This window comes from Arsenophonus sp. PmNCSU2021_1 (genome assembly GCF_036919435.1).
Taxonomy (GTDB): domain Bacteria; phylum Pseudomonadota; class Gammaproteobacteria; order Enterobacterales; family Enterobacteriaceae; genus Arsenophonus; species Arsenophonus nilaparvatae.
The window spans coordinates 206893-228793 of record NZ_JAZHPL010000003.1 but is presented as its reverse complement, the minus strand read 5'-3'; the positions used below and the strand labels follow the sequence as shown (position 1 = coordinate 228793).

General features: G+C 36.1%; 22 protein-coding genes and 1 pseudogene. 12 read left to right on the top strand and 11 right to left on the bottom strand.

Translation table 11 applies throughout. The features are described 5' to 3' along the window. Positions 1–98: 98 nt before the first annotated feature. Positions 99–473, top strand: coding sequence for an ArsC family reductase (locus V3224_RS03500; protein ID WP_442889797.1), 375 nt, complete (start codon positions 99–101; stop codon positions 471–473). A 2-nt stretch (positions 474–475) separates the two neighbouring features. Further along, positions 476–1606, top strand: a complete 1131-nt coding sequence (gene dapE / locus V3224_RS03495) for a succinyl-diaminopimelate desuccinylase (protein ID WP_334468553.1) — start codon at positions 476–478, stop codon at positions 1604–1606. A gap of 51 nt (positions 1607–1657) precedes the next feature. Here dapE and V3224_RS03490 read toward each other — a convergent pair whose 3' ends face one another. Next, a complete protein-coding gene (locus tag V3224_RS03490) occupies positions 1658–2035 on the bottom strand; it encodes a DUF454 family protein (protein WP_334468551.1) in 378 nt (125 codons plus the stop codon). An 84-nt stretch (positions 2036–2119) separates the two neighbouring features. Here V3224_RS03490 and V3224_RS03485 point away from each other — a divergent pair, with 84 nt between their 5' ends. After that, complete coding sequence (locus V3224_RS03485) at positions 2120–2302, top strand: hypothetical protein (protein ID WP_334468549.1); 183 nt, start codon at positions 2120–2122, stop codon at positions 2300–2302. Here the strand turns inward: V3224_RS03485 and V3224_RS03480 are convergent. From V3224_RS03480 to dapA, 6 genes and pseudogenes are all read right to left on the bottom strand, one after another. Beyond that, positions 2283–4313 carry a tRNA(Met) cytidine acetyltransferase TmcA gene (locus V3224_RS03480; RefSeq protein ID WP_334468547.1) on the bottom strand — a complete coding sequence of 677 codons (2031 nt, stop codon included), beginning with the start codon at positions 4311–4313 and terminating at the stop codon, positions 2283–2285. The two genes, V3224_RS03485 and V3224_RS03480, sit on opposite strands and share 20 nt — an antisense overlap. Next, positions 4313–4765 carry a DUF441 domain-containing protein gene (locus V3224_RS03475; protein ID WP_334468545.1) on the bottom strand — a complete coding sequence of 151 codons (453 nt, stop codon included), beginning with the start codon at positions 4763–4765 and terminating at the stop codon, positions 4313–4315. Before V3224_RS03475 ends, V3224_RS03480 begins: the two co-directional genes overlap by 1 nt. A gap of 124 nt (positions 4766–4889) precedes the next feature. Further along, positions 4890–5768: a KPN_02809 family neutral zinc metallopeptidase gene (gene ypfJ, locus V3224_RS03470; protein WP_334468760.1), complete on the bottom strand. Its 879-nt coding sequence runs from the start codon at positions 5766–5768 to the stop codon at positions 4890–4892. Positions 5769–6425: 657 nt separating this feature from the next. Beyond that, positions 6426–7139: a phosphoribosylaminoimidazolesuccinocarboxamide synthase gene (gene purC / locus V3224_RS03465; RefSeq protein WP_334468543.1), complete on the bottom strand. Its 714-nt coding sequence runs from the start codon at positions 7137–7139 to the stop codon at positions 6426–6428. Positions 7140–7484: 345 nt separating this feature from the next. Next, positions 7485–8533, bottom strand: a pseudogene (gene bamC / locus V3224_RS03460) (outer membrane protein assembly factor BamC). 9 nt (positions 8534–8542) lie between these two features. Beyond that, entirely contained in the window at positions 8543–9460 is a 918-nt protein-coding gene (dapA, locus tag V3224_RS03455; protein WP_334468541.1) for a 4-hydroxy-tetrahydrodipicolinate synthase, read from the bottom strand. Positions 9461–9797: 337 nt separating this feature from the next. Here dapA and V3224_RS03450 point away from each other — a divergent pair, with 337 nt between their 5' ends. After that, on the top strand, positions 9798–10082 hold the full coding sequence (locus tag V3224_RS03450) for an ACT domain-containing protein (RefSeq protein ID WP_334468539.1): 285 nt from the start codon (positions 9798–9800) through the stop codon (positions 10080–10082). A gap of 278 nt (positions 10083–10360) precedes the next feature. Then, the gene (bcp, locus tag V3224_RS03445) at positions 10361–10831 is read left to right on the top strand and encodes a thioredoxin-dependent thiol peroxidase (protein WP_334468537.1); all 471 of its coding nucleotides are present in this window, start codon (positions 10361–10363) and stop codon (positions 10829–10831) included. Between the two features lie 57 nt (positions 10832–10888). On the opposite strand, the gene V3224_RS03440 is transcribed toward bcp, so the two are convergent. Next, positions 10889–11953, bottom strand: coding sequence for an AI-2E family transporter (locus V3224_RS03440; protein ID WP_334468535.1), 1065 nt, complete (start codon positions 11951–11953; stop codon positions 10889–10891). A gap of 136 nt (positions 11954–12089) precedes the next feature. On the opposite strand from V3224_RS03440, the gene V3224_RS03435 reads away from it, so the two are divergent. Together V3224_RS03435 and arsC are read left to right on the top strand one after the other, a co-directional pair. Then, positions 12090–13556, top strand: coding sequence for a M48 family metallopeptidase (locus tag V3224_RS03435; RefSeq protein WP_334468533.1), 1467 nt, complete (start codon positions 12090–12092; stop codon positions 13554–13556). Between the two features lie 12 nt (positions 13557–13568). Beyond that, positions 13569–13928, top strand: coding sequence for an arsenate reductase (glutaredoxin) (gene arsC / locus V3224_RS03430; protein WP_334468531.1), 360 nt, complete (start codon positions 13569–13571; stop codon positions 13926–13928). A gap of 40 nt (positions 13929–13968) precedes the next feature. Here the strand turns inward: arsC and hda are convergent, their stop codons facing one another. Both hda and uraA read right to left on the bottom strand, forming a co-directional pair. Next, a complete protein-coding gene (gene hda / locus V3224_RS03425) occupies positions 13969–14679 on the bottom strand; it encodes a DnaA inactivator Hda (protein ID WP_310511999.1) in 711 nt (236 codons plus the stop codon). Between the two features lie 118 nt (positions 14680–14797). Further along, on the bottom strand, positions 14798–16093 hold the full coding sequence (gene uraA, locus V3224_RS03420) for a uracil permease (RefSeq protein WP_334468527.1): 1296 nt from the start codon (positions 16091–16093) through the stop codon (positions 14798–14800). 864 nt (positions 16094–16957) lie between these two features. On the opposite strand from uraA, the gene V3224_RS03415 reads away from it, so the two are divergent. The 3 genes from V3224_RS03415 (at position 16958) to V3224_RS03405 (ending at position 18646) form a co-directional block, all read left to right on the top strand. After that, a complete protein-coding gene (locus V3224_RS03415; protein ID WP_334468525.1) occupies positions 16958–17137 on the top strand; it encodes a hypothetical protein in 180 nt (59 codons plus the stop codon). A gap of 143 nt (positions 17138–17280) precedes the next feature. Continuing rightward, the gene (locus tag V3224_RS03410; RefSeq protein WP_334468523.1) at positions 17281–17595 is read left to right on the top strand and encodes a hypothetical protein; all 315 of its coding nucleotides are present in this window, start codon (positions 17281–17283) and stop codon (positions 17593–17595) included. A gap of 430 nt (positions 17596–18025) precedes the next feature. Beyond that, the gene (locus V3224_RS03405) at positions 18026–18646 is read left to right on the top strand and encodes a hypothetical protein (RefSeq protein WP_334468521.1); all 621 of its coding nucleotides are present in this window, start codon (positions 18026–18028) and stop codon (positions 18644–18646) included. A gap of 679 nt (positions 18647–19325) precedes the next feature. Here V3224_RS03405 and upp read toward each other — a convergent pair. After that, positions 19326–19952, bottom strand: a complete 627-nt coding sequence (gene upp / locus V3224_RS03400; protein ID WP_334468519.1) for a uracil phosphoribosyltransferase — start codon at positions 19950–19952, stop codon at positions 19326–19328. Between the two features lie 234 nt (positions 19953–20186). On the opposite strand from upp, the gene purM reads away from it, so the two are divergent. Both purM and purN read left to right on the top strand, forming a co-directional pair. Then, positions 20187–21227: a phosphoribosylformylglycinamidine cyclo-ligase gene (purM, locus tag V3224_RS03395; protein WP_334468517.1), complete on the top strand. Its 1041-nt coding sequence runs from the start codon at positions 20187–20189 to the stop codon at positions 21225–21227. Then, positions 21227–21868 (top strand): phosphoribosylglycinamide formyltransferase, encoded by a 642-nt coding sequence (gene purN / locus V3224_RS03390; protein ID WP_334468515.1) that lies wholly within the window; start codon positions 21227–21229, stop codon positions 21866–21868. The genes purM and purN overlap by 1 nt, the downstream gene beginning before the upstream one ends. Positions 21869–21901: the final 33 nt, after the last annotated feature.

Here is a 21901-nt window from a genome sequence, read left to right as displayed (position 1 = left end):
TTAATAAGTATTCTACTTAATAGTAGCCTTATATAGATTATTATCGCATTTTGCAGCATTATAGAGATCTTTGCTACATATCAAAAAAGGAAATTATGATGTCAACTTCAGCAAGTTACATACTTTATGGTATAAAAAATTGTAATACTATTAAAAAGGCACGTCAGTGGCTGGATAATCATCATATAATCTATCAATTCCATGATTATCGCACGGATGGGATATCAATTGAATTACTCGAAATTTTTATTCAATACTTAGGCTGGGAAGCCTTGATCAATAAACGTGGTACAACCTGGAAAAAATTGTCCGATGAGCAAAAAGCGAATATTATTGATGTCGCTAGTGCTAAAGAGTTAATGCTAAAATATCCAGCAATTATTAAACGCCCATTATTAACAACTACTGGTAACCATTATCTACTCGGTTTTTCTATAGACCAATACCAACAATTTATTCATCACAGAGGCTAACTATGATTTGTCCTGTTCTTAAGCTTGCGCAACAACTTATTCAACAACCCTCTGTTAGCCCCGATGATAATGGCTGTCAAACAATTTTAATCAATAGATTGAAAAAACTTGGTTTTTCAATTGAAGTCATGCCCTTTGACGATACCACCAATCTATGGGCATATCATGGCGAACAAGGTGAAACACTAGCTTTTGCTGGACATACCGATGTTGTTCCGCCAGGTGCAACTGACAATTGGCGTTATCCTCCCTTTACACCAACATTAAATAACGGACTGCTCTATGGCCGAGGAGCAGCCGATATGAAAGGTTCCCTTGCGGCAATGATTATTGCCGCCGAAAGATTTATTAGCGATTTTCCCAACCATTCTGGCCGATTGGCCTTCTTAATTACCTCTGACGAAGAGGCTAAAGCCACTAACGGAACGGTAAAAGTGGTTGATGAATTAATGATACGCAATGAACAAATTGATTATTGCATAGTTGGTGAGCCATCTAGCCAGATTAAAATTGGTGATATTATCAAAAATGGTCGTCGAGGATCACTCACCGCCAAACTCACCATCGAAGGAACGCAAGGGCACATTGCTTACCCCCATTTAACCAATAATCCAATACATAGTTCATTAGCTTTTTTACATGAACTAGTTAATAAAAAATGGGATGCAGGCAATTCTTATTTTCCTTCCACCAGCATGCAGATTTCCAATATTCATGCTGGTACTGGTAGTAACAATATTATTCCTGGCCAGTTAATCATACAATTCAATTTTCGCTTTAGCAACGAACTCACCGAGCAACAAATTCGCCACCAAGTTGAAGCAATACTAGAAAAATATCAACTCGATTATAAAATTGAGTGGTCATTATCCGGCCATCCATTTTTAACAGAAAAAGGTAAATTAATTAATATTGCCAGCCAGGTGATAAAACAATATTGCGGCTATCAACCTCAGTTATCAACTGATGGAGGAACATCAGATGGCCGCTTTATTGCTAAAATGGGGGCACAAATTGTTGAATTAGGCCCTTTAAATGCAACCATTCATAAAGTTGATGAATGTGTTAGTGTTGCTGATCTTCAGAAATTAAGTCTCGTTTATCAGGAAATTATGCAAAAAATATTATTATGAACCCAAAATTTAAATTCACTAGCTATATCATTAGCTAAATAATAAATTGGGTTAATTTTTTCCCCCATCGATTTGTGGCAACCTTAATAGATAAGCAAGCAATATCGCTAAGATAATGAGGAGTGTCCCCCTGATCCACCAACTTTCTACAAACCAAAGCGAAAAAATAAAACTAAATAAAATAATAACAATTATCTTAATTTTAACCCCTTTAGGCAGCGCTTTATGTTGTTGCCAATGACGAATATATTTACCAAACCATGAGTTATGAAGTAACCAGTAATGAAAACGTGGTGATGAGCGAGAAAAACACCAGGCGGCTAATAACAAAAAAGGGGTAGTGGGTAATAATGGCAAAAGTATACCCAATATCGCTAAGATAATACTAAACCAGCCGACAATAATGAGTAAAATTCGTTGTAAACGCATACTTAAATCTATAATAGTTATACGATAAAGAAAAAAAGAGTATACTTTATTTACTACATTTGCTAATGGAAAAACAGCTATGCATTGGATTACTGGTGGATTATTATTATTTTGCTTCTGATTGGTATCATTTGGAGTGCCGTCAAACAGATGCAAAAAATCGATCCTAAACGTTTTTTAGATAACAAACCCAAACTTCCTCCTCACCGTGATTTTAACGACAAATGGGATGATGAAGATGACTGGCCTAAGCAGAAGAAGCATTAACCCATGATTTAAGTTTTTCTGCTCGCTGCCAGTCCAATTCTGATAATGCCGCAGCAATATCCTTGCGTATCTGTTTTAACCACATTTTTTGACCCGTCAATTTTAACTGCTGACAGCATATCTCAATAGATAAATTATGTTCACAGTGAATTCTAGTCGCTGTTAAAACCAGTGACGACTGCATTAATAACCGTCGGATTGCTGGATAGCTAGCTGAAAAACTTCTATTACCATAAGCAAAACCTACCAAAACCTGCCAATCTTCATCATTTAATTGATCATCGCTAATTGCTGTTAGTGCTAAACCGATTAGCTGATTGATATAAAAAGCGTCTCGCTTTAACAAATATTGCGCCCGTGACACTAATTGTTTAGCCGCTGTTGATAAAGGCAATACCGCCATAGCGGTATAATATCCACTGGTCGCTTCTTTACGGCTGCCAACTCTGACTAAATGAAAACCATTTTGCTGCCATAATGACTGCAACTGCTCACAATAGCCAAAGCTGACAGAAAAAAAATCTTTCCCCTCTTCCATCGCCTGCTGCTTATAAAAACTGAGTAATTTTGTTGCCACACCCTGACGACGAAAAGCTGCAGCAACGGTTATGCGGCTAATTCGCTGAGAATTCATTTGCGCCGCTTGCGGAAAATAGCTATGTGCAGCTAAAGATTGAGCAACTAAATTACCTCTAGGTCGACGCCGTCCAGCCCATACCTCATGGGCAAGCGACGCAGATAATCCACCTTCATCCACTAACCATAACACAGCTAACAAATTTTCCTTTTGCTGTGCAACCAATAAATGTATCCCTTGCGCATCCAATAATCGTCTTAAATCAATCGGTGAGGTACGATAATGCGCATTAGTCAGTAAACCATATATTGCTGATAATAATTTTGGTTTTTCAATTAATGAAGACTGTGATATAGGTAACAACACCATGTGTTGGTTATTTAATTTAGCTAGCGTCGTTGATTTTGGTATATATTCTTTTAATAACAAGCTATTATTTAACCAATTCTCCAACGGATCATTTGATGCCCAGCGGATCGGCGTGGTTAAAGTCAAAATGTGACATTGAGCTAATTGCGCATAAAGTTTTAGCAAAAATCCGCGCCCTGTACCTTCATAGCCATCAACAGTGGTAGTAAAGAGTAAACGTGGAAAATAGTGCGTTAATTGATTTAGTTGCGCAATCGGGATCATCGCCGCTTCATCAATAATTAACCAATCAACCTTACGTGGTTTTTGTAATCGACAATCAGCCAATAAATGGTCAATTGACCAATAGCGAATTTTTTTGTCGGTATAGTGTGTTAATACCATTGACGCTGATTTTGCCGGCGCACAAACCCAACATTCCCCCTGCCAACGTTCAATTAACATACCTGCTAACACAGATTTTCCACGGCCACGCGGGGCAACTAATGCCCAAACTCCCACCTTACCAGCTAGCAGGCGCTGCAAAATTCTTTGTTGTTCAATCGTTGATTGTCCATTCGGCTGATACCAGGCAGTTAATTGTGGTAGCTTATCAGCGGTAAAAGGTTTACCTTCACACCACAGCAAAACATTAGCATCATGTTGTAGATGATACTTTAACCAATAGACAAAATTTGGTACTGCTATTGTCGACGCCACTTCATTCCAGCGTTGACTATCTTGATCTGGCTGTTGAGACCAAGTCCCCCACTCAGGCAGGCAAAGAATGAGATAACTACCCGCTTTTAATGTCCCTGCCAACATCAGTAATGCTTCAGTATGAAAACCCTTAGTGGCATCAAAAACACCATGTAAGAACTCTTGTCCTAATAGTGACACCGCATTTTTTGGTGGTATAGCATCAGGCCAATGTAGTGAAATGGTTGGCCAATCGCCAATTATCCCCTGCCTAAGTGCAATTAGCTGTTCAATGATCCAGTTGCTATTACCGCTTAGCACGAGTAAGCGGCGTTGCCCCTGAATGCGTAACTGAGATTGTAAATTAATCAGGCTTGCAATAGTCACTAAAACTTGCCAATTAGTAACGAGAGAAGACCTGCTGCTATTAATGGACCAACTGGAACACCACGGAAAACAGCAACGCCTATCACTGTACCAACCAATAATCCGGCAACTGTTGACGGTTGATTAGACATCAAAGAGACGCCTCTACTGCCAAGCCAAGAGACCAAAATGCCAATCACAATCGCCAACAAAGATTTCCAGTTAAAAAAAGAGTTAATAACATCTTGCGGCGAGATCTTGCCACTGGCGATAGGGGCCATTACACCAATAGTTAAAATCAAAATACCGATGGTTAAGCCATATTTTTCAACCCAAGGGAAAAAATTATTAAGCAGCATAATGCGAACAACTAACAAAAATAGCATTGCCAATGCCACCGTCATGTTATGACTAATTATTCCTAAGCCAGCCAACACTAATAAAATAAGTAATGTTGGATCAAAATTACCCATAAAATTATTTACCAATAAAAATATATAATTAATTTATCCTATCAATAAATCATGACTGATCAAAATAAATAATAGAGCCTATTAGCCGTTAAAATTATGCAAACTCGAGGCAACTTTTATCGCGCTATAGTGCGCCAAAAGTATTACAACTTTTAAAATCCCCGCTATCATAGCCTTTTTTAAACCAAGTATAACGCTGCTCAGAGGTACCATGGGTAAAACTGTCGGGTACAATACGTCCTTGGCTTTGTTGCTGTAAACGATCATCACCGATTGCCTGGGCCGCCGCTAATGCTTGTTGTAAATCGCCTTCTTCTAGCAGACCTTGCTCATCCATTTTATTGCCCCATACACCAGCAAAACAGTCAGCTTGCAATTCAAGCTTAACAGAAAGTTTATTCGCGTCAGTACGACTCATACTTTGTTGAGCCTCTCTAACTTTCTGATCAATGCCTAATAAATGTTGAACATGATGACCTACTTCATGTGCCACAACATAGCCTTGGGCAAAATCACCACCTGCCCCAAGCTTATTTTTCATCTCTTCATAAAATGACAGATCAATATAAACTTTTTGATCAGCAGGACAATAAAATGGCCCCATAATTGCCTGACCAGTACCACAAGCCGTGGTAGTATAACCTCGATAAAGCACTAATTTAGGATAAGTATAACTACGCCCCGAGCGACTAAACTCTTTTTGCCAGACGTCTTCAGTTGACGCTAATATAACTGAGGTAAAATCAGCTAATTGTTGATCTTTAGCACTAACCGGTTGGTAATTTGCTTGGTGAGAGGAGTTAATGCTGGATCCGCCAGTGATAAAGCTGGTTAAATCGATACCATAATAGCCGGCAACGAGAACAACCACTAAAATGAATAAACCACTTTTCCCACGTAACGGCAATCGCATACCACCGCCACCAAAAGGTGATCCCATTCTACCCGATTGATTCCGTCTGTCTTCAATATTATCGCTCTTGCGATGATCCCGCCAGCGCATAATAATCTCCCAATATGACATGAATAATGAGCCCTTGATGGGATTATAGCGAATCATCGTCATTCTTGTGTAATTATTAACTCACAGTGGTGATAAAATTTAATAAATTCATTTCAATGCTACTGATTAAATAAAAAAATAGTTATAAGAAAAAACTAGCAAAAATCGGTAGCAGGTCACAGCGAACCAGTAAATATTAATACTACGACTCTATTGATTATCTGTATAATCACTCTTGTAGCGGCCATCATATTGTAACCAATCTATATCATAGCCAAATAGGTTAAAGTGATTTTTTTCATAACTATTGTATACATAATTAACTATCTAGTTATCTAATAGCCGTTTAATTCTGCCAGTATTTTAGTTAATAATTTAATATTAAAATTATTCCATATGTTCAACAATCAACCATCTACTTAACTTAATCGAATATTTTCATTTCATATTTATGAAATAAGATTAAAATCTCACTATAGTAATTCCCAATATAGTCTATTCAGCGACTTAATTTAATAAAACCGTGTGAGCAGCTAATTAATATTTAAGCTGCTCTTAGGTATGCTTTAATAAAAGTAAATTAATAACTAATGACAATAAAATAAAGTTTTTCTAAGCCAATCTTTACTCAACATCTTTTGCTAACAAAAAAATTTTTTAATCTAAGCAAATACCTATGCGCTTAGCAACCTCTTCATAAGCTTCAATTAATCCTCCTAGACTCTGGCGAAAACGATCTTTATCTAATTTATCCTTGGTTTTTTTATCCCATAAGCGACTGCCATCTGGCGAAAATTCATCACCCAAAACAACTTGACCATTAAATAAACCAAACTCCAGTTTAAAATCGACCAAAATTAACTCCGCTTTATCAAAAAGCGCATTCAATACTTCGTTCGCTTTATAACTTAATCGTTTCATTTCGCTTAGATGCGCTCTACTAACCCAACCAAAAGTTTCACAGTAAGATTCATTAATCATGGGATCATGCTGCGCATCATTTTTCAAAAACAAATCAAAGATAGGTGGCTCAAGCAACGTACCCTCTTCGATACCAAGCCGTTTAACTAAAGAACCAGCTGCTCGATTACGAATAACGCATTCAACCGGGATCATGGTTAATTTTTTTACTAATGATTCAGTATCTGACAGTAATCGTTCCATTTGGGTTGGAATGCCGGCTTGCTCCAGTTTTTGCATAATGAAATAATTAAATTTATTATTTATCATTCCTTTACGTTCAAACTGCTCTATACGCTCACCATCTAGTGCCGATGTATCATTCCGGAATTCTAATACTAATAAATTAGGATCATCCGTAAAATATACGGTTTTCGCTTTTCCACGATACAACTCCGCTTTTTTCTGCATTTTATTTACTCCGAAATTTGATCATTTTCACGAGTTTCGCACCAATAAAAAAACGCGCTATTTTTAAGTTTAATTCAGCATGATATATAAATAGACAAAACCTTATAAATTAAATACAAATTATTGTAATTTAATAAAATTTATGTGTTTTAGTAACTTGCGGATTAACCATTGCTTTTAAGCCATTTCTAGAACTTTATATGCCTGTGCGAAACTCGTGTTAGCCTAAAAACTGACCGAGCAAAACAAAAAAACAGATGATACATAGTGAATAAATCACTACCAACCATCCATCATTTATATAAGCAATGTTATAGTTAATTGTAATAAACCCAGTTTTATTAACTAATTACTACTCACTTTACTAAAGGCCGCTTTTAATGCCGAGACCATTTCATCATTTTGTTTTTGTGTTAAGGTTGTCCCTTTTACCGCCATAAATTGCAGACTACTACGATTATTCATATCGCCAACTTGTAATTTATAATCCCCTTTTGTCATGGTTGGATTATCGACGCCAATCGCTTGCCAATCACTATCACTCATACCATTAAAAGTAAGGGTAATTGATCCGGTCGAACGACTACGGTCACCAACTTGTATACCAATGCTTTCAAGCACAGAAGGTAATCTATCCCAAACAACATCATAAAGCGCACGTACAATTATTTGAGGTAAGCCACTACTATCACTACCCGTTTGCACATCAATAATGGCATAACGACCTTGGGCACCAGAACTGGTTGCGGTACTACGCAGCTTATTTATTGAATCAATCAACTCATTTAACATTAAAATATTATAGCGCTGTGTTTCTGCCTGATCGGTGATGCTATCTTCACCCTGCTTTATACCTTCATTAGTTACCGTGATGACTATTTGATTATTTTGTGGGTTCAGCTGAATTTTCTGTCGGGTTTGTATCGCAATATCTTCATCTCCTCGCGGCCAGGTAATCCAATCGGTAATCAAGGAGTGGTCAGGATCATTTTTTGCCTAACTTTAATCATTTTTTGTTGCAAAATAGCGTTAATTTGCGACCAAAGGGCGCGGTTTTCAGCTGTATTAGTTAAAAATAAACGACTCGCAGTTAAGCTATTTTCGGTATGGGTATCACTAAGTAACGAAAGTGCTTGAATAGGAGGACGAATATCTAATGCTTTACCTACAGCACCATTTTGATTAGCTGGCGGAATATCATATTCACCGTTTTGTAACGGTAACGATATACCTTGAGGGATCGTCAAATTTTTTAACGGAGGTGTATTTAAATATGATTCGTCACCACTGACTTGACGCTTATAACGTTGATTGCTCGTGCAGGCTACCAAAAATATAGCGAGTGACAGCCCTGCAAGCTTAATAGCCTTTGATTTGTGCAATATTGTTGCCATTAAATTTCCCTAAATTTTTTGTAAATCAGCGATCTTTAGCGCCTTTTGTACCGCTATCTGACCGGTCAGTGTTAATGGTGTCATCGGTAAGCGCAATGTATCAGAATTAATAAGTCCTAACTGATAGCAAGCCCATTTAACTGGAATCGGATTAGGCTCAATAAATAATTGATGATGCAATTCACTTAGTCGATAATTTAACTTATGCGCTTCGGCATACTTTTCTGATAATGCTAATTTGCATATTTCAGCCATTAATTTGGCGGCAATATTGGCTGTTACTGAAATTACCCCCTGCCCACCTAATTGCATAAATTCTAACGCAGTTGCATCATCACCGCTAAGCAAAATAAAATTTTCATCATTAATTAATCTGCGAATGCGATTCACACGACTTAAATCACCACTAGCTTCCTTAAGGGCAACAATATTACCTAACTTTGCTAATCTGGCAACTGTCTCGGGCAATAAATCACAACCGCTGCGCGAAGGAACATTGTATAAGATTTGTGGTAAATCTGTCTGTTCGGCAATCGCTTTAAAATGCTGATAAAGTCCTTCTTGTGAAGGTTTGTTATAGTATGGTGTTACCGCCAAACAGGCAACAACCCCGGTTTTTTCCAAAGATTTAGTTAATGCAATAGCTTGTTTGGTAGCATTTGCGCCACTGCCTGCAATAATCGGAATTCTGCCATCAGCATACTCTAATGTCGTCAATACCACATCAAAGTGCTCACTATGATCAAGTGTTGCTGATTCTCCAGTTGTACCAACAGATACAATCGCAGTTGTGCCATTATTAACATGATAATCAATCAGTTTTTTCAGACTGAGTTTATCTATTTGCCCTTTTATATCCATTGGGGTAACAATCGCAGCAAGACTGCCACGCAAAAAATTCCGATATTTAATAGAATTATTAACCATAACCTTTTTCCTAAATGAGACATTAAAATTATGGTACTTTTTCAGTCTAAAGAAAAAAACCTTCTTATACCCAAAATTTAATGAAATTTATTAATAAACACTCTGTTTTAAGAAAAATACATAATGATTATCATCCTATTTCCAGTTTATTTTTCTCGTTCAATTTATTATTTTATCAGCAAAAATGTGAACATTTCATTCCATCAAATATCATTTTATCTCTACTCATTATGTAAACTTATTATACTGATATATTTGTTTTTTTATCTTGGCAGAAGCTTTTTTTTATGGTTACCATAAGATATTCAGAATATCATAAATTCATAAGGAAAACGACTTGCCACATAGTGAACAACAATCAATCATTATTATTGTACTTGTTGCAGATCATCCCGGTAAGATTAATACCGTTATCCAACTAGTCAACAAATGTCAATGTAATATTGAAGATAGCTTTATCGCTATATTTGGCAAACAATTCTTCTTTATTACGATGTTATCAGATAGCAGGCAATCAATTTCTTTGATAGAAGCAATGTTGCTTAAGCATGATACTGAATTAAAATTATTATCTATTATGCAAAAACCACTTCTGGCGTTTGTAAAGAATATTTTTCAATAATAATTGTTAATGTCGCTCCCGCTATAGTTGAACAATTTACTTGTTTATTTATCACTCATAACTTCAACCTAGCCAAACTGGTTGCAAAAATACAACCAGCGACAAACAAATATGATCAACAACTTGAAATTGATATGAATGCCCAAAGTTTTATTGGTGATAATGAGTGAATTAACAAAAATAGATTTAAACAATTGTGCACAAAATTAAATGTCCAATGTACAATTAGCATTATCAGCAAATCCCAATAACATATAGAATTAAACGGAGAGAATCTAATGAGCCCATTGAAAGCCGGTGATAAGGCCCCCCAATTTAGCCTTCCTGACCAAGATGGCGAAATAATCAATTTATCTGATTATCTTGGTCAACGAATTTTGATTTATTTTTATCCTAAAGCAATGACTCCTGGCTGTACAATACAAGCTTGTGGATTACGTGACGAAATGGATAAATTAAAACAAATGGGTGTTGAAGTTTTTGGTATAAGTACTGATAAAGCAGAAAAGTTATTACGTTTCACTGAAAAAGAGATGCTAAATTTTACATTACTATCGGATCATAAGCATGAGGCAGCGGAAAAATTCGGTGTATGGGGAGCAAAGCAATTTATGGGGAAAACGTTTGATGGCATTCATCGCATCAGTTTTCTGATTAATGCAAAAGGTGAGATTGAACATGTGTTTGACAAATTTAAAACCAGTGATCATCACCAAATTGTACTGAATTATCTTAATACTCATCCGTGATTAAAATCGATTGTTAATTGCCCCTGCCTGTTTTGGTGGCAATTAACAATTAAAAAATTATTTTTCAGTTACGAGATTATCTTCCGGCCACACATGCATAACGGCTTTAATTAAAGTTGCCAATGGAATGGCAAAAAATACTCCCCAAAAACCCCAAAGCCCACCAAATACTACGACAGATAAAATAATAACTAACGGATGCAAATTAACCGCTTCAGAGAATAAAATGGGCACCAATAAATTGCCATCAAGCCCTTGAACAATTAAATAAGCGATTAGTAAAGTCCAAAAGTCAGACCCAATACCCCATTGAAACAAAGCAACTAAAACTACTGGGATGGTAACCACCACCGCACCAATATAGGGGATCAAGACAGAAATACCGACTACTACTGACAAAAATAGCGAGTAGCGCAAACCTAAAAAAACAAAGGCGATATAAGTACAGATACCAACAATAACCATTTCAATAACTTTACCACGGATATAGTTAGTGATCTGTTGGTTCATTTCCTGCCAAACTTGTCCGACCAATAACCGATCACGTGGTAAAATACGTTGTAAACCACGTATTATTTTAGTCTTATCTTTCAGTAGAAAAAATACCATTAGCGGTACTAAAACCAGATATATTGCTATGGTAATAATACCAATAAGCGAAGCAACAGAATACTTAACCACAGATTCACCTAAAGTCGATAAACGACCGCGTAAATTATCCGCTATCATATCAATAATACCGGCATCAACTAAAGCGGGATAGCGTTCAGGCAATGCTTTGGCATATTCATTAAAGCTATTTACCATTGAAGGTAAATCAAATAATAAATTCATGCCTTGCTGCCAGACAATGGGCACAATAATTAAAAAAACCATGGCACTAATACCCATAAATATTGTCAGTACAATGGACGCCGCCATCAGCCTTGATAAGCCTAACTTACCCAGTTGTTGGGTTGGCCATTCAAGTAAATAAGCCAACACGATAGCAACTAATAAAGGAGCTAAAATATCATGAAAAAAGAATATGATACAAAAACCGATAATCAGGCTGATAAACAATGCAACGACCTGAGGATCTGAAAATCTTCGACGATACCATTGCAAAAACATCTCCAGCATATATTCACTCCTGAATGTGGTAAATTAGTCTTTTAATGCACGAAATTATACCAATTGACAGATTATCCAGTAAGCTTTGCTATCATAAAAAATATCATTTAACAATATAATCAATCGTAAGGGATACTTCCGGTTTATGAATACAAAATTTACTAAACCACTCATTACTCTTGTAATAACAATAATGTTAGCAGTTCCTATGAAGCCTGTTTATACCGCTATTGAAGATAATTTGCCCGATATTGGTACCACAGCAGGTGGTACACTAACTATTGATCAAGAGATCGTCATTGGTGACACACTAACTCGCCAATTACGTGCTAGCACACCACTTATTTACGATCCCTTGTTAAACCAATATATTAATCATCTTGGCATGCGCTTAGTAAAAAATGCCCACTCAGTAAAAACTCCGTTCCATTTTTACCTGATAAATAATCCTAATATTAATGCTTACGCTTATTTTGGTGGCAACGTCGTTCTCCATTCTGCCCTGTTTCGTTATAGCCAAAATGAAAGTCAGCTGGCCTCAGTGATCGCCCATGAAATTTCTCATGTAACACAAAGACATCTTGCCCGTATGCTAGAAGATCGTGAACGGAATGCACCATTGGCCTGGATAGGCGCCATTGGTTCAGCACTGTTAGTGATGGCTAATCCACAAGCAGGTATTGCGGCACTGACAGGAACATTAGCTGGTGTGAAACAAGGTATAATAAGCTTTACTCAATCTAACGAACAAGAAGCTGACCGAATTGGTATACAGACTTTACGTCGCGCCGGATTCGATCCGCGCGCCATGTCTGATTTTATGCAAATTTTAGCCGATCAGAGCCGTTATATGTCAAAACCACCTGAGATGCTATTAACCCATCCATTACCAGATAGTCGTTTAGCGGATGCACTAAATCGTTCAAATCAATATCCGAAAGTGGATCTCCCACCATCATTGGATTTTATGCTAGCTCGGGTACGCATTCTTGCCATGTATACAGACGGGCAAAAACCGATCCTTGAACAAATTTTATCTCAGTATAGCCAAGGTGATACTAAAGAAAGAATGGCGGCTGATTATGGTCATGCGCTACAATTTAATGAAGATAAAAAATATCAGGCTGCTGGCAACATTGTGCGCTTACTTTTGGCTAAGCAACCTGCTAATCCCTGGTTTATTGATCTAATGACCGATATAGATATAGGGTTAAATCAGCCACTAAAGGCTATTTCTCGTTTACAAAATGCACTAACCAAAACACCAAATGACCCAATTCTACAAATTAATCTGGCAAATGCCTATATTGCTAATAATCAGTATGATCAAGGCAGTGAATTATTGCGTAAATACACCTTTGATAACCCCAATGACTTAAATGGTTGGACTTTGTTGGCAGAAGTTTCAGCTAAGCAAGGTAAGCGTAGTGAACAGTTAGCAGCTTATGCAGAAGCTATGGCTTTGCGTGGTAATTATGGTACTGCCATTCAATATATTACCGATGCCAGTCGGCTAACAAAAACCGGGAGTTATGATCAAGCAAGATATGATGCCCGTATTGATACACTACGCCAGTTAGAAACACGTGATAAACAATTACAAAAACGCTAAGGATATTACCTTATGTCTCAACAAGTGACGATTTACCATAACCCTCGGTGTTCAAAAAGTCGACAAACCCTACAGCTTTTAGAAGATATGGGGGTTAAACCACGCATTATTGAATATCTTAAAACACCACCAAGTATTAATAACTTGAAAACTTTACTTTCACAACTGGGTTTCACTGAACCGCGTCAATTAATGAGAAGCAACGAAACAATTTATCAAACACTTAATTTATCTGACAGCTCGTTATCAGATGAGATCTTACTGCAAGCAATGCATGATAACCCAATATTGATTGAGCGACCTATCGTTGTCGTTGATAACCATGCTCAGCTAGGACGTCCACCAGAACAAGTAAAAAAGCTATTTAAATAACCCTGTATCTTTAAGAGGTAAAATAAGTTTACCTCTTAAATTAAAGTTTAAGAATATCCTTAACAAAGGGAATAGTCAGTTTACGTTGAGCAACAATCGAAGCATGATCTAACTCATCTAACATAGTAAATAATGTGCGGGTTTTCCTATCCAAACGCTTTAAAACAAAACGACTAACCTCTTCAGATAACTCGAAACCGCGTAATTTAGCGCGTAATTGCAGTGCCTGGATCTTATCTTCATCACTCAGTGGATGAAGTTTATAGATCTGTCCCCAATCAAGTCTGGATGCTAAATCAGGTAATGCTAAATCAATCAACCTAGGCGGCCTATCACCGGTTATCAATAAACAGCTTTTGCCGTTTTCCAAGATACGATTATATAAATTAAAAAGTGCTATTTCCCACTCTTCATCATCGGCAATACAATGAGCATTATCAATGCAAACCAGAGCTAAATGTTCCATACCGTCTAAAACATCAGGGACAAAATAGCTACGTTTATCCAGAGGAACATAACCAACTGCCTCGCCTTTTTGTGACAATTCACTACATGCAGCGTGTAATAAATGACTTTTTCCACTACCTTCTTGCTGAGACCAAAAATAAATATAGCTGCTATGGGATTGATTGATAGCAGATTTGATAGCCGCTAATAAAATACCATTTTCGCCAGTAATAAAACTGGCAAAGGTTTCATCATCAGGCGTGGATAAAGGTAATGAAAGCTGCGACGGCGTATTCAGAAGCACCTCTTTCTGTATAGATAAGAAAACACATACAGCTTAACACAAAAGTTGTAATTAGATGAACTTAAACAATATCATCCGATGGAACTAATAATTTACCTATTATTCCAGTAAAAATTAGCTATTTTTTAATCGTCTCTACCGACTCAAGCTTAGTAGTTATATAAGTTTTTTCCGGACGAATAATATTAATCAGGCGAAAAACTAACGACATAATAATACCGATAATGGTAGCAAGCGCCATCCCCTTCAACTCAGCAGCACCAATATGGATAGTCGCACCACTTACCCCAATAATCAGAATAACGGAAGTCAATATTAGATTTTGTGGTTTATTATAATCTACCCGAGAATCAATTAACACTCGGATACCTGATGCCGCTATAACACCATAAAGTAATAGCGAAACGCCCCCCATCACAGGAACAGGAATAAGCTGAATTGCCGCCGCTAATTTACCAACACAGGAAAGCAAGATAGCTAAAATTGCCGCACCACCAATTACCCAGGTGCTATATACTTTAGTTATCGCCATTACACCGATGTTTTCACCATAGGTGGTATTCGGTGTTGAACCAAAAAATCCTGAAATGGTAGTTGATAAACCATTAGCAAACATTGAACGGTGTAAACCAGGATCTTTTAATAAATCTCGCCCAACAATATTCGCAGTCACAACCAAATGACCTACATGTTCCGCAATAACAACTAGCGCTGCAGGCAAAATAGTCAAAATAGCAAACCACTCAAATCGTGGAGAATAAAATGTTGGTAATGAAAACCATGGAGCGGTAATAACTGGAGTTAAATCCACTTTTCCCATTAAAAATGCAAGTAAATAGCCGACAATCACACCAAGCAAAATAGGAATAATCGCTAATACGCCACGAAAAACTACCGAACATAGAATGGTCACGATCAACGTCACCACTGAAATAATCAAACTGCTTGAATCAACTGGAATATCCGCTTTAGGTAAAAGCCCCGCCATGCCAGCCGCCGTTTGCGCTAATTCCAGACCAATAACCGCAACAATCGCGCCCATTGCCGCAGGGGGGAAAATAATATTGATCCAATTTCTACCTGCTATTTTTACAATCAGTGCGACTAAACAAAAAAGTAGCCCACAAATAATAAATCCACCCAATGCTAACTCATAACCTAGCGGTAATAACAATAAAACTGGTGAAATAAAAGCAAAACTTGAGCCCAGATAAGCAGGAATACGTCCTCGACAAATGATCAAATAGAGTAGTGTACCAATACCATTAAACAATAGAACGGTTGCAGGATTGATGTGAAATAAAATGGGGACTAATACTGTCGCCCCAAACATAGCAAACAGATGCTGAAAACTTAATGGAATGGTTTCTCTTAACGGCGGCCTTTCTGCTACGCCAATTACACGGCGGGTCATGATCAATGTCCTCTTGATAACTCATAATTAATATATTATTACTCATCAAAACTCATCAATAAAGCCCACCTTTTGATATTTTAATTTCATAACAGAAAATTGTATGAAATATTCGTTAAACCATATTAACATAATGGTAATAAAATTCTTAAACTAACTTATCTATAAAAAAACAAAAATAGTTATTCATAAAAAATTTTTCTGTCCTCACAGTGCACTGAACTTTATTTTTTATCTATTGATAAAAAATAACTTATACCAAGCATTAAAATTCAATATAAAATATCAATTAATAAAATTATTTTTAGGCTATATTAAATATAGCTATATAAATAAGCACAAAAAAATAAATCAATCACATGTTGCCTATAATTGCATTAGGTAACTTTCATTCTAAACATTAAGTTACAAAAAATGGACATTTATACATCCAAATATAATATATAATTAAAATTAAAATACATTAACAAACCCACATTCTTAATTAATTAAATTATTTAGCTTGTAAAAAAAATAAACCTATAATTACATTTATTGTTTTATTATATTAAAAAACACTCACACTTATAATAAATATAAATTTCAAGTTATTTTAATAAGTATTTAAAGTGAAAATTATTTTTGTAATATAAAATAACAAGTTTATATTAATTAATAACCTTCTTAAATTAATAAATAATTTTATTATAATGAAAAATTATTTATTTTTAACTTTATTTTTATTATAAACAAGGCATCTTATTAACCAAATTAAGTAAATTTCTAACTAAGTTCATTCGAGTGATATTTAAACTTTAAATAAGGAATATTCTGAAAACGATAGACATAAATACAGAATATGAAAAACTTGCTAATTGGTTCAAAATGCTTAAAGCAATACCAGCACCAACATTCACAGGTTATAATGATTCAAAGATTATCGCTTCTAGCGGAGAAATTATTGGCGCACAGCAAGATGCTGACTTAGTCGTTTCGGCCCTTCTTTACGACACGAGTTTCGCACCAATAAAAAAACGCGCTATTTTTAAGTTTAATTCAGCATGATATATAAATAGACAAAACCTTATAAATTAAATACAAATTATTGTAATTTAATAAAATTTATGTGTTTTAGTAACTTACAGATTAACCATTGCTTTTAAGCCATTTCTAGAACTTTATATGCCTGTGCGAAACTCGTGTACGAAATGAACAGTAGCGGTGCTTCATCTGATAAAACCACAGAAGAATTAGTAAAATCACCAGCTATTGCACTAGCAATGATGAGTACCATGGCAATGACGAGTACTGGATACAATGCGACAAAACCCAACCTAATAGGTAATGTTCATGCTTATGCTAATTATACTAACCTGATGAGAGAGAATCCTTTTTTGATGATTTCATCAGATAGATCTATCGACGTTAATTACCAATGCGAGAATTATAATGATTTGATTGATAAGGTCATTAATGTATTTGAGGGAATTTTCGGATTTGATAAAAATAAAATTAAAAAATGAGTAACTGATCTGGCCAAGGCAGCACTATCCCACGCAGAACTGAAAAATACCGATACTACATTTACCCAGGGTGCCATTGATTCCAAAAGTAAAAATGACTTAAATTTTTATATTAATACCTCTAATATCGAATTAGCAAGAAACAGTGGTGGAAACGGTAAAAATGCACCAGCAGATAAATATAAATCACGTGTACAACTAAATAACCAGGTTATGACTTTTCATACTTATATGTTGGATATAGAAATAGCAAAAATGATCGTTGGTGAAACAAGAAACGACCTAAAATGCTGGTTATGTCGGGTAAAAACACCAAATAAAGGAAATAAAGATGATTGTGCAACCTGTTTAGAAAAATAATAATTATTCATCATTAGGACTTAATAAGACAAATTATATTAATAATATTTACAATCAAAGGAATTAAATTATGTCAAAAAAACAAAATGAAATGCTACATTTGCTACTAAATAAAGCCTATAATAAAAAATCTCAGCTTATTAATAATATTAAAAATCAAGATACTAGCCAGCAAGCAAAGTTAGTAACCAGCGGCGCTTTAACCTTGGGGGACGATATCGAAAAAGCATTAGCGGCAGAGTCCCTATTAAAAGATATGTATCGATATAATAATGTTAATCTTGCGACAAAATTACTTGACTACCCACAACATGTGGTAACTTGTTTATTAACTATAGCCAAAGACTATAGCGGTTGTGCACCCGATGAACCTGATAATGAAGGCAATGAAAAAAAATATTATGAATATATTGCCGCTCAACAAGAAACAAACATGTTTGTCACTGATGAATACGCTAACAGCAAAGTCAATTACAAAGCTAATAATTATCAACAATTACTTGAAAAAATAACAGATTTTTATTCATATACCTCACAAGAAGAATATCAAAAAATTTACTCATCACTAAAAAAATTAATCGAAAATTCTTTAACTAAAGATAATACTACAATTTTATTTACTCATACTATTTTAAGCTCAAAGAAAAATATACACGAGTTTCGCACCAATAAAAAAACGCTCTATTTTTAAGTTTAATTCAGCATAATATATAAATAGATAAAACCTTATAAATCAAATACAACTTATTGTAATTTAAGAAAATTCATGTGTTTTAGTAACTTGCAGATTGATCATTGCTTTTAAGCCATTTCTAGAATTTTATATGCCTGTGCGAAACTCGTGTATATTTCAAATTTTAATAATCGTTCAAGTAGTTTCAAAACTACCAACCCACAGCAATTAGCTGAACACATTATTGCCACGCATAAATTTATTGACAATAATGAACGCGCTAGTTTAATCCATGAATTAACAACTCATCTAACAGATTTTGTAAAATTTAATGAAGAGGATCACAATTTTATTCAATTTATTACCCCTATCATAAAAGCAGATAATCAAGCCAAATTGTTCTATTACAGTATCTATTCTAATCCCGCTTCCGGCTTCCGGCTACAGTTTTAATTATGTCGCTCAAGAGTTTGTTTTTGATCATAACAAACTAACGGTAGAAAATGCCAAAGTTGAATTAAATAAAACCTATGCAGGACTAAAACGTTGGTTAGATAGAAATAGAGTGAAAAAAACGCCGAAAAGTTAACGCACTAAATTTAAAATAATATTCAAACTTAATAAGATTGGTATCTCTATCCAATCTTATTAGCTCTCAATAACTATAATTAATAAAAAATAACATAAACAATAAATGTCACTTGGTACCAAATATCTTATCGCCCGCATCACCCAAACCAGGAACAATATAACCATGTTCATCCAAATGATCATCAATAGATGCAGTATAAAGTTCAACATCAGGATGAGCAGCTTCCAGTGCCTTAATACCTTCCGGCGCGGCAACTAGTACCAATATTTTAATAGCATGACAGCCCTCTTTTTTAAGTAAATCTATCGTGGCAATCATTGAGCCGCCTGTGGCCAACATCGGATCAACAACCAATGCCATCCGTTCATTAATATTTGAAGCCAGCTTTTGAAAATATGTAATAGGCTCCAGCGTCTTTTCATCACGATAAACACCCACAACACTTATACGGGCACTGGGAATATTTTCCAGCACCCCATCCATCATTCCCAATCCAGCACGTAGAATTGGCACGACAGTAATTTTTTTTCCCTTAATTTGCTCGATGTTTACCTGCCCACACCATCCTTCTATTGCAATTGTTTCTGTTTCTAAATTTGCTGTTGCTTCATAAGTTAACAGACTGCCCACTTCTGAGGACAATTCACGAAAACGTTTAGTGCTAATATCTTTATCCCGCAATAAGCCAAATTTATGTTTAACTAACGGGTGTTTTACCTCAACGATTTTCACGCTACTCTCCTTCAGTACAAACCATCTACAAATAAAAAATTATCAGATTATAGCGCTTTTTCAGACCTGTTCCACTGATAGATTAAGGTTTTTCTTGCAGGGAATTCATTTTTGCTGGCTCTTGAGTTTTATTATAAAAACCAAAATAAGTATCTCGCAAACCTTTGCTTAGGCTGGTAGAATTATTTCTGTTTCCATCTATTTTACTAAATGCAATCGCCTTGGGAGCTTGCTGTGACAGATAAAATTTCTCTCAGCTATAAAGATGCTGGTGTCAATATCGATGCAGGTAATACACTGGTCGAACGTATTAAAGGTGCTGTTAAAGAAACCCGCCGCCCAGAAGTAATGGGAGGATTAGGCGGCTTTGGCGCACTGTGTGCCTTACCACAAAAATATCGTGAGCCAATCTTAGTTTCAGGCACAGATGGTGTCGGAACAAAACTGCGATTAGCAATGGACTTAAAACGCCATGATACAATTGGCATTGATTTAGTTGCTATGTGCGTTAATGATTTGATTGTTCAAGGTGCCGAGCCACTCTTTTTTCTCGATTATTACGCCACAGGTAAACTAGCCGTCGATACAGCGACCAGCGTGATCAAAAGCATTGCAGCAGGCTGTAAACAATCAGGCTGTGCCCTAGTCGGCGGTGAAACAGCAGAGATGCCTGGTATGTATCATGGTGAAGATTATGATATAGCAGGCTTTTGTGTTGGCGTGGTCGAAAAAACAAAAATTATTGATGGTAGCAAAGTTAAAGCTGGCGATGCCCTAATTGCGTTAGGCGCTAGTGGCCCCCATTCCAATGGTTATTCATTAATTAGAAAAATTTTACAGTTAAACCAAATAGATCCAGCCACAGTACAACTAGAAAATAAGTCACTGGCTGATCATTTATTAGCCCCAACACGCATCTATGTTAAAAATATTCTAGCGTTGATTGAAAAACAGAATATTCATGCCATTGCCCATATAACCGGTGGTGGCTTTTGGGAAAATATTCCACGGGTTTTACCCGCCAATACCCAAGCGCAGATCGATAGCACTAGCTGGCAATGGCCGGCGATATTTAGTTGGTTACAACAAACCGGTAATGTATCGACCCATGAAATGTACCGCACCTTCAATTGTGGTGTTGGCATGTTAATTGTTTTACCCGCAGAAGAAGTCTCTGATACATTACAACTACTCAATCAACTGGGTGAAAAAGCCTGGCAAATTGGTAAAATTGTCGAGATCAACGCGGATGAACCGCAGGTAACAATCAGCTAATGAAAAATTTTGTAGTATTAATTTCTGGCAATGGCAGTAATTTACAAGCCATTATTGATGCTTGCCAAAAACAAAGTATTGCCGCAAAAATTAGTGCAGTTTTCAGTGACAATCCAACTGCTTATGGTTTAGAACGGGCCAAGCAAGCCGCGATCCCAACTGTTGTGATGCAAAAAACGGATTACGCGGATAACCATGCTTATGATGCTTCACTGATGACCGAAATAGCACGATATCAGCCAGATCTGATTGTGTTGGCAGGTTACATGCGCATTCTCACGCCACACTTTGTCAGCCATTATTTAGGTAAAATAATTAATATTCACCCTTCCTTATTACCTAAGTATCCTGGATTAGATACTCACCGTAAAGCGCTAGCAAACGAAGATAAAGAGCACGGTACTTCGATTCACTTTGTCACTGAGAAATTGGATGCAGGTCCAATTATTTTACAAGCTAAAGTGCCTATCTTTGCTGGAGATCAACCGCAAGATATTATTGCGCGCGTTCAAACACAAGAGCATCGTATTTATCCATTAGTTATTAATTGGTTTGTTAAAGGCCGCTTAGCTATGGTTAATAATTCAGCCTTCCTGGATGGCTGTAAACTACCTGAATACGGTTATGCTAATGAAGATTAGCAGTATCTGTCCCTATGTGATGCCAATGGCATC